Annotated in this window: 8 protein-coding genes; 1 reads left to right on the forward strand and 7 read right to left on the reverse strand. The window is 68.6% G+C overall.

Annotation, left to right across the window (positions count from 1 at the left end):
- Positions 1-98: 98 nt before the first annotated feature.
- From ACWPOB_RS27295 to ACWPOB_RS27320, 6 genes are all read right to left on the reverse strand, one after another.
- Positions 99-908: a 1,6-dihydroxycyclohexa-2,4-diene-1-carboxylate dehydrogenase gene (locus ACWPOB_RS27295; RefSeq protein ID WP_100055499.1), complete on the reverse strand. Its 810-nt coding sequence runs from the start codon at positions 906-908 to the stop codon at positions 99-101.
- On the reverse strand, positions 905-2,515 hold the full coding sequence (gene benC / locus ACWPOB_RS27300; RefSeq protein WP_100055498.1) for a benzoate 1,2-dioxygenase electron transfer component BenC: 1,611 nt from the start codon (positions 2,513-2,515) through the stop codon (positions 905-907). The genes ACWPOB_RS27295 and benC overlap by 4 nt, the downstream gene beginning before the upstream one ends.
- A gap of 33 nt (positions 2,516-2,548) precedes the next feature.
- On the reverse strand, positions 2,549-3,052 hold the full coding sequence (gene benB / locus ACWPOB_RS27305) for a benzoate 1,2-dioxygenase small subunit (RefSeq protein WP_043801243.1): 504 nt from the start codon (positions 3,050-3,052) through the stop codon (positions 2,549-2,551).
- 13 nt (positions 3,053-3,065) lie between these two features.
- Complete coding sequence (benA, locus tag ACWPOB_RS27310; protein WP_100055497.1) at positions 3,066-4,472, reverse strand: benzoate 1,2-dioxygenase large subunit; 1,407 nt, start codon at positions 4,470-4,472, stop codon at positions 3,066-3,068.
- A gap of 210 nt (positions 4,473-4,682) precedes the next feature.
- A complete protein-coding gene (locus ACWPOB_RS27315) occupies positions 4,683-5,687 on the reverse strand; it encodes a 2Fe-2S iron-sulfur cluster-binding protein (protein ID WP_455402730.1) in 1,005 nt (334 codons plus the stop codon).
- Between the two features lie 3 nt (positions 5,688-5,690).
- A complete protein-coding gene (locus tag ACWPOB_RS27320) occupies positions 5,691-6,902 on the reverse strand; it encodes a cytochrome P450 (protein ID WP_455402731.1) in 1,212 nt (403 codons plus the stop codon).
- Between the two features lie 172 nt (positions 6,903-7,074).
- Between ACWPOB_RS27320 and ACWPOB_RS27325 the strand changes: the two genes are divergently transcribed.
- Positions 7,075-8,007, forward strand: a complete 933-nt coding sequence (locus ACWPOB_RS27325) for an AraC family transcriptional regulator (protein WP_455402732.1) — start codon at positions 7,075-7,077, stop codon at positions 8,005-8,007.
- 75 nt (positions 8,008-8,082) lie between these two features.
- Here ACWPOB_RS27325 and ACWPOB_RS27330 read toward each other — a convergent pair whose 3' ends face one another.
- Positions 8,083-8,574 carry a hypothetical protein gene (locus ACWPOB_RS27330; RefSeq protein ID WP_100055495.1) on the reverse strand — a complete coding sequence of 164 codons (492 nt, stop codon included), beginning with the start codon at positions 8,572-8,574 and terminating at the stop codon, positions 8,083-8,085.
- Positions 8,575-8,627 lie beyond the last annotated feature (53 nt).

Below are 8,627 nucleotides of genomic sequence, written 5' to 3' on the forward strand. Positions count from 1 at the left end.
GTCTGTGAGTGCGGTCACAAATGAAACGGGGCAGAAAGAGGGCCTCACCGGCAGGGGATCCCTGGCCTGTCGGTGAGGCCTGTGGCGGTGCTGGGGTGTTACCCCAGGTCGCCGCCGGCGACGGGAAGAACCGTGCCGGTGATGTAGGAGGCCTCCTCCGAGGCCAGGAAGGTGATCGCGGCGGCCTGCTCGTCGAGCGTGCCGTACCGCTTGAGCAGCGAGGAGTCGACGGTCTGGTCCACGATCTGCTGGTACCAGCCCTTCTCCTGCTCGCTCTGCGCGGCGGGGCCGCGCGCTACCCGGCGGGCGGGGGCGTCGGTGCCGCCGGGGGCGGTGGCGACGACCCGGATCCCGTACGGGGCGGCCTCGAGGGCGAGCGCGGTGGTGATCGCGTTGACCCCGCCCTTGGCGGCGGCGTAGGGGACGCGGTTGACACCGCGCGTCGCCACGGAGGACACGTTGACGATCGTGCCCGAGCGTTGCTCGATCAGGTACGGCAGCACCGCGCGGCATGTCCACAGCGTCGGGAACAGCGACCGCTGCACCTCCGCCTGGATCTGCTCGGGGGTGTAGTGCTCGTACGGCTTCGCCCAGATCGTCCCGCCGACGTTGTTGACGAGCACGTCGATGCGGCCGTGCTGCTGCCGGGCCTCGTCGAGCGCGGACTGCGCTCCCTCGAACGTCTCGAGGTCGGCGGTGACGGAGTGCGCCTGGAAACCCTTCTCGCGCAACTCCTTCGCCACCTCGTGTACGAGCTCGGAGCGGTCGACGAGGATCACGGATCCACCCTCGGCTGCGATGCGGGACGCGACCACGAGGCCGATACCCTGCGCGGCGCCGGTGACGGTGACGACCCTGCCGTCGAAGCGGCCCGGGTACACGGTGCCGACCGGAAGAAGGGCGCTCACGCGAGTTCCACCTTCGCGGAGTCCTCGATGGCGCGGCGCATCGTCGCCTTGGCGTGCTCGGCATGGCTGACGATGAGGTCGCGGGCCGCCGCGCGGTCCTTGCGTTCGAACGCCCGCACGATCTGCAGGTGGTCGTGCGGAATCTGCTCGTCCACCCACTGCGCGGTGCGCAGCACCTGGCGCATCAGCTGGGTCACCTCGAGCCGGTTGTACGCCTCGAGCAGCACGGGATTGCCGCAGCAGCGGAACAGGAACTCGTGGAAGGCGGCGTTGGTGTCGGTGAACGCGCCCGCGTCGGTGAAGCGGTCGTGGTCGATCGACGCGGTCGACGCCTCGGCGAGAATCCGGAATTCCACGAGCTGCGCGTCGGTGAGCCGGCCGATGGTCAGCTCCAGCGCACCGAGCTCGAGCGCCATGCGCGCGTCGAACTGGGCGTCGGATTCGGTGACGGGCGGGTGCTCCTCGCCGATCTCGTAGTTGCCCACCGGCACCTGCTCGGCAGCGCCGAGGGACACCGGCAGGCCGGTCTCCTCGGCTGCCCTGGTGGCGGCTTCGAGTTCCCGCTCGGTGGGCCGGGGAGCCGGTTCGGCGGCGCCGGGGGTCGCGGAGTTGTTGAACTTCTCGAAGTAGAAGTTCGTCACCGAGATGCCCTCGTCCGACAGGTGCGTGCGCACCGCCTCGACCATCGGCGGCGGCCCGCACAGGTAGACGTCGACGTCGCCGTCGTTGAGGTGCTTCGGCTCGAACAGGCCGGTGACGTACCCCTTGTTGGGGGCGGTCGACTCCGGATCGGAAACGCAGTAGTCGAACGTGAAGTTCGGCAGCGACCGCGTGTAGGCCTCGAGCTTGTCCAGCTCGACCAGGTCCTGGTCGAAGCTGACGCCGTAGACCAGGTGCACCGGCAGGTCGCTGCCCTCTTCCTGCATCTTCGACAGGATGGCGAGCAGCGGCGCGAGGCCGGTACCGCCGGCGAGCAGGAGTGCGGGGCGCTTGCGCTCACGCAGGAAGAAGCTGCCGAACGGGCCGGTGAACTGCAGCGTGTCTCCCACCTGGGCGCGATCACTCAGGTACTCGGACATCAGGCCGCCCTCGGTGATCTTCACCAGGAAGGACAACTGCGGGTCGTTCGGTCCCGTGCTGAACGAGTACGACCGGGTCTGTTCCGTTCCGGGCACGGTGATGTTCACGTACTGGCCCGGCAGGAACACCAGGTCGTCCCGATTGGGGATCTCGACGGTGAAGCCCACGGTGCTGGGAGAGAACCGCTGCAGGTCCGTGATCGTCGCCGTGTACGTCGCGGCCGCGGTCTTCGCGACGTCCGAGGTCGTCGCGATCTGCAGCACGAGATCGGATTCCGGGACCATCTGGCACGGCAGGCAGAAACCCTGCTCGGCCTCGTCGTCGGTCAGCGCCTCCTCGATGTAGTCGCCGCCGTCGTAGTTGCCGGACTCGCACAGTGCCTTGCAGGTACCGCACGCGCCGTCGCGGCAGTCGAGAGGAATGTTGATCCGCGCCTTGTACGACGCGTCGGCGACCGTCTCGTTCGGTCCGCACTTGATGAAGCGGGTCACCCCGTCCTCGAAGCTCAATGCCACCTGAAAGCTCACGGCATGTGCCTCCTTTCGTGAATCGGGGGTGGATCAGACGACGTAGACGTCCACGATGTGGTGGATGTAGTCGTTCTTGAGCACGATCTTCTTCTTCTTGATCACCGGGTGCGGGCCCGAGACGTCGAGGGTCACGAAGTTCGTGCCGAAGTAGGTGTCGGTGGTGTTGTACCGGTAGTACAGCGAGAACCAGTTGTGGCGCAGGTCGATCTCGGTGCCGCGGCGCTCGAGGATCTCGACGTTGGTGATGTTGTGGCCGGTGCGCGGTTCGGGCAGCGACGTCGCGGAGGAGCGGTCGGTGCGGATGCGGAACACCCGGTCCTCGAGGCCACCGCGGTTGGGGTAGTAGATGAGCGAGATCTCGCGCTGCGGGTCCTCGGTGAGCGCACCGTTGTCGTCCCATGCCGGCATCCAGTACTCGGCCTGCGGGTGGTAGCACTCGAGCCACTTCTCGAACTCGCGGTCGTCGAGGAGACGGGCCTCGCGGTAGAGGAACTGCTCGATGTCGGTCTGCGTCAATTCCGTTGCGGCGGTCATGTCCGGGTCTTCCTCAGCGCTCGTTCGTGGTGGTGGGCTCGGCGGCGGTGTTCTCGGCGGCGGCGTTCTCGGCAGTTTCCGCCGCGACGGCCTTGCGCATGCTCTCGAGCCAGAAACCGTGCTGGATCGGGTACAGGCCCTCGTCCTCGGTCTTCACGCCGCTCGACAGCACGTTCTTCATGCCGAGGTCCAGCGCGACCTGGTCCGGTCCGTTGAGCTGGTGGGTGGCGCCGCGGCTGAGGTCGTTCCACGGGGCGGCCGACGCGAGATAGGTCTTCTGGCAGGACCGGAACTCCTCGAGGTCGTCCGGGGTGGCCATTCCGGTGGCGTTGAAGAAGTCCTCGTACTGGCGGATGCGATTGGCGCGGGATTCGGCGCTCTCACCCTTCGGGGCGATGCAGTAGATGGTGACTTCGGTCTTGTCCACGGAGATCGGCCGGAAATGCCGGATCTGCGAGGAGAACTGGTCCATCAGGTACACGTTCGGGTAGAGGCAGAGGTTGCGGGACGCGCCGACCATGAACTCGGCCTTCTTCTCGCCGAATTCTGCGGCGAGCTCGGCCTTGCGGGGGAAGAGCGGGCGGTCCTGCGGGTTGCCCCACCACATCCACAGCAGCAGGTGGCCGTTCTCGAACGAGTGGTAGCCGCCGCCCTGCTTGCCCCAGGTGCCGGCGTCCATCGCCTTGGTCTCGTTGGTCGACTCGCCGGCGGTGCGGCGCGCGGTGGTGGCCGCGTAGTTCCAGTGCGTCGCCGACACGTGGTAGCCGTCGGCGCCGTTCTCCGCCTGCAGCTTCCAGTTGCCGTCGTAGGTGTAGGTGGACGAGCCGCGCAACACCTCGAGACCCTCGGGGGACTGGTCCACGGTCATGTCGATGATCTTGGTGGCGTCACCGAGGTGCTCTTCGAGGGGCTTGACGTCGGCGTTCAGGCTGCCGAACAGGAAGCCGCGGTAGCTCTCGAACCGGGCGACCTTGGTCAGGTCGTGGCTGCCGTCCTTGTTGAACTCCTCCGGGTAGCCGGCGTCGCGCGGGTCCTTGACCTTGAGCAGCTTGCCGTTGTTGCGGAACGTCCAGCCGTGGAACGGGCAGGTGAACGTGGTGCGGTTGTCGGTCTTGCGTCGGCACAGCATCGCGCCCCGGTGGCTGCATGCGTTGATCAGGCAGTGCAGCTCGCCCTCCTTGTCGCGGCTGATCACAACGGGCTGGCGACCGATGTAGGTGGTGAAGTAGTCCCCGTTGTTCGGAACCTGGCTCTCGTGCGCGAGGTAGACCCAGTTGCCTTCGAAGATGTGCTTCATCTCCAGCTCGAAGACTTCCTCGTCGGTGAAGATGTTGCGGCGCACTTGGTATCGGCCGCTGTCCGCGTCTTCGACGAGAGCGCCGTCGAGGGCGGCGCGCACATGGTCCAGGGTCTCGGTCATGGGGATCCTCCAGAAAGGGTGTCGGGTCGGCCCCGGCGGAGAATGGGGGCTGTTTCCGCGTTATCTCCACCATGCCACCATGTGGCCGCAGTCACACCAGGCAAATGCCTAGGCCTACCTAGGACCCTCGGCAGGAGGGTAGGAAGTCCCCAAACGCCCGGTGCGTCCTTTGGGCTGCTGGGACAGCCCAAAGGACGCACCGGGGGTGGGTCACGTCGCCGGGGTGAACTTCTCCCGCCGGATCCGGCGCGGCGACATCCGGCGCCGCTTGCACGCCTTGACGGCGCTGTCGACGAAGGCCTCGGAGCCGCAGATGTAGCCCGTGTACTCCTTCGCCGACGCCACGTCCTCGACGAAGGCGTCGGGGGCGTAGCCCTCGCGGTCGCCGCCGGACTCGCGGCTCAGGCACGCGACGAACCGGAAGCCGGGATGCTGCGCCTCCAGTTCGCGGAAGAAGCCGGAGTCGTAGAGGTCCTCGGCCGTGCGCACCCCGTGGTAGAGGACGATCTCGCGCCGCGGATCCAGCGACAATGCCTGCCGGACGATGCTCTTCATCGGCGCCAGTCCGGTCCCGCCCGCGAGCAGCACCATGGGGCCGGTGGACTCCTCGTCGAACGTGAAGTTCCCGAGCGGTCCGGTGACGCCGACACGGTCGCCGACCGCGACGGTGCCGAACGCCCACCGGTCGCTCGCGACCCCACCCGGCCGGCGACGGACATGCAGCTCGAGCAGCTTCGCCTCACCCGGGGTGTTGGCCAGCGAGTACTGCCGCCGGACGCCGGTGCCCGGAACGGTCAGTTCGACGCACTGCCCGGCGGAGAATTCGAGCGGCGTGTCCAGGGTGAGCAACATCCGCCGCGTGTCGTGGGCGATGTCGCGGACCTCGGTGACGGTGCCGACGAGGTCGCGCAGCGCGTGGGTGGCGTCCCGGTCCCGGCCGTCGTCGGTGCGTGGCCGCTCGACGACGGTGTCGCCGCACGGCGTGGCCTGGCACGCGAGGGCGAAGCCCGCGTCGCGTTCCGTTGCGGGCAGCGTCGCCTCGGGGGACGTGCGGTGGTCGACGGTGCCCGAGCGGACCCGGATCCTGCAGGTGCCGCACGTGCCCTGGTTGCACGAATTGGGCATCCACACCCCGCTGCGCAGCAGGGCGTCGAGCACGGTCTGATCGGGGGCGCACGCGACGGTGGTGTCGCCGACGGTGACGGTGGCGCTCATGTCCTAGACCTCCCAGGTGACGTGCAGGGCGGTGGGTCCGCGGAAGCCCCAGCCCCAGAACTCGACGTCGGCGTTCGTGTCCCGCTCGAGATTGGGGATGGTGTCGAACAGTTCCTCGAGGCCGATGCGGCACACGTGGTTCGCGAAGTAGATGCCGGCGCACGCGTGGTTGCCGGCGCCGAACGCCAGGTGCGGCAGCGGCGGGCGGGTCATGTCGTATTCGGTGGGGGCGTCGTACTTGCCGGTGTCGTGATTGGCCGAGCCGTACGACAGGATCACCACGGTGCCTGCCGCGATGTCGACTCCGGACACCGTGGTGTCCCGCGTCGCGATGCGGGCGGTCGCCGACCAGATCGGCGACGTCCACCGCATGCCCTCGGCGATCGCGCGCGGAATCAGACCCGGCTCGTCGACGACGGCTTCGAACTGTTCGGGCCGGCTCAACAGCCCCGCCAGCGTCGAGGACATCGCGTGGCCCGGCTCCTGCATGGCCCCGAGCAGGAATACGTACAGCGTCGGATAGATGTACTCGCGGTCGCGGGTCTGCCCCTCGGGCATGCCGTCGTGCAGCCAGTGCGACATCGCACTGTCGTCCGGGTGTTCGATCCAGTGGTCGATCAGGGGATCGACGATCGAGCGGATCTCCGCCTTCGCCGCGTCGCCGGCCGCGAACCGCTCCTGGTTGGTGAATTCACCGTGGTCGTCGACCTCGGCGTTGGTGAAGGAGTCGGACAGCTTGTGGAACCACTCGCGCAGCTTGTCGGAACCGACGTCCTTCAGCCCGAGCAGGTCGCCGAGGGCGCGGACGCTGACCGGTTCGCAGTACCGGGCGACGAGATCGGCGCGGCCGTCGTTCTCGAAACCCTCGAGGTAGCGGCGGGCGATGGGCCGGACCAGGTCCTCGATCCACCGGTCGACCTCGCTCGGCTGCAGTGCGGGTTCGACCATCGAGCGCAGATCCTGGTGGATGTCGCCGTTGACACCGATGATCGCGGGGTGTCCGAACGTGCGGCCGCCGGCCGGGGTGATGATGGCCTCGAAGTCGTCGCTCGTCGCGATGGCGTGGCACGCCTCGGCGGTCGAGGCGACGAACGCGCCGAGGACGGGGACGAAGGCGACCGGTGCCTCGGCCCGCAGCCGCTCGTAGACCGGGTACGGGTTGCGCTCGAGTTCGGTCATGGTGATCTCGTCGATCCACGAAAGGGTGCTCGTCATCGGTGTTGCTCCTCGATGTGTCTTCGGCGGGTAGGCCCCTCGAGCGGGGCCGTTCGTCGGGTGAGGCAGAACATATGACGGCAGTCACACGATCGCCGAGACGATCTGCGCGGTCCCTGGACACATCGCGCGACTTTCTGTGACCGGCGTCTCCGATACGTACGCTCGTGGTGTGAGTGCGACCGAGATCGGAGACTGGGATGCCGCATCCCGGGCGGTGGCGGACGCGTACTTTCCCCATGAGCTGACCGATTTGTCGGGCACCGACCGGCCGAAGCTGTCGCTGACGACGGTCGATCTCGGCGGGGTGACCCTCGGCCGCCTGCACTGGGGTGCCGACATCGCCATCGCGTGCGACTATCCGGGCGCCTACGAGGTGAACATCCCGGTCACCGGCCGGCTCGAATCCCGTGGCAGCCACGGCGAGACCGTTTCGGTGCCCGGTCAGGCCACCGTCTTCCGGGCCGACACGCCGAGTGTGATCACCCATTGGGGCGCAACGTGTTCCGTGCTCGGGGTGAAGTTCGACCGGGGGCATCTCGAGCGGGAGGCCGACCGGATCCTCGGTTCGCCGGTGCGATCGAAGCTCGAGCTGCCCGACCAGCTCGACCTGACCGGTCCGGCGAGCGAGTGGCACGGACTCGTCCGGGCCCTGTCCGAACAGCTCGACGGCGCCCTCGAGGTGGTGCGCAATCCGGTGGTCGGGGCGCAGCTCGCCGGTGCCGTGACCGCGGCGTTCGTCCTGGCCGTCGCCCCGCAGGACGGCCCGGCCGCACCCCCGCGGCCGGGCATGATCCGGCGCGTCCTCGACGCCCTGCACGACGATCCCGGCCGGGCGTGGACCGCGGCCGACATGGCCGAACTGGCCGGTACCAGCGTCCGCCGCCTGCAGGAGGCGTTCGCCCAGTTCGTCGGCCGCAGCCCGTCGGCGTGCCTGCTCGACATCCGGCTCGACCGCGCCCACGACGACCTCGTCGCCGGGCCGGGCGCGGTCACCGTCGCCGACGTGGCCTACCGGTGGGGTTTCAGCCACCCCGGCCGGTTCGCCGCGGCGTTCAAGCGGCGCTACGGGACGACGCCGGCGGAGGTGCTGCGCGGCCGCTGACGCACACAGAAGTCCCGGACGTCGACAACCGTCGAGACGCTTGTCGATGTCCGGGACCTGTGTCGTTGCGTGGGCCTACCCGACCCAGAACTGCGGGGTGGGCCGGTCGAACGACAGCTCCGGGAAGTCGTCGTCGCAGATCGGAACCCGGGCTCGGCGCTCGACATAGTCGTGGCCGTAGGCGCGCATGTGCTCGATGCACGCGACGGTGTACCCGACGGGATCGGGGTGGACGGCGATGGCCGGCCGGAAGAGGTTGGGAAAACCCTTCGCCGTCAACGTGTTCGCCGTGCACCGCGCACCGTCGCGGCCGCACAGCGGGAGGGTGCCGTCCCCGTCGACGAGGAACTTGGCCCGCGCGACGACGGTCGAGCCGTCGAGGATGTCCCAGCGGTGGTCGACGTCGTCGTAGCGGGCGGACGTCGCGCCGGCCGTGTCGTGGACGGCCAATCGCAGTTCGTCGCGCAGGCGGCCGGCCGCCCGCAGGGCGGCGAAGGAGCGCCCGAGGACCACGGCGTCGAACTCCGGGACGGGGGCATGGGCGACGGACTTCGAGGCGGTGGTCATCTCGGGCGCTCCTTCACGGGTGGAACGCCGCGCGCGGGTGGGAGGGGGTTCCC

The sequence above is a fragment of the Rhodococcus sp. 2H158 genome (genome assembly GCF_053764755.1).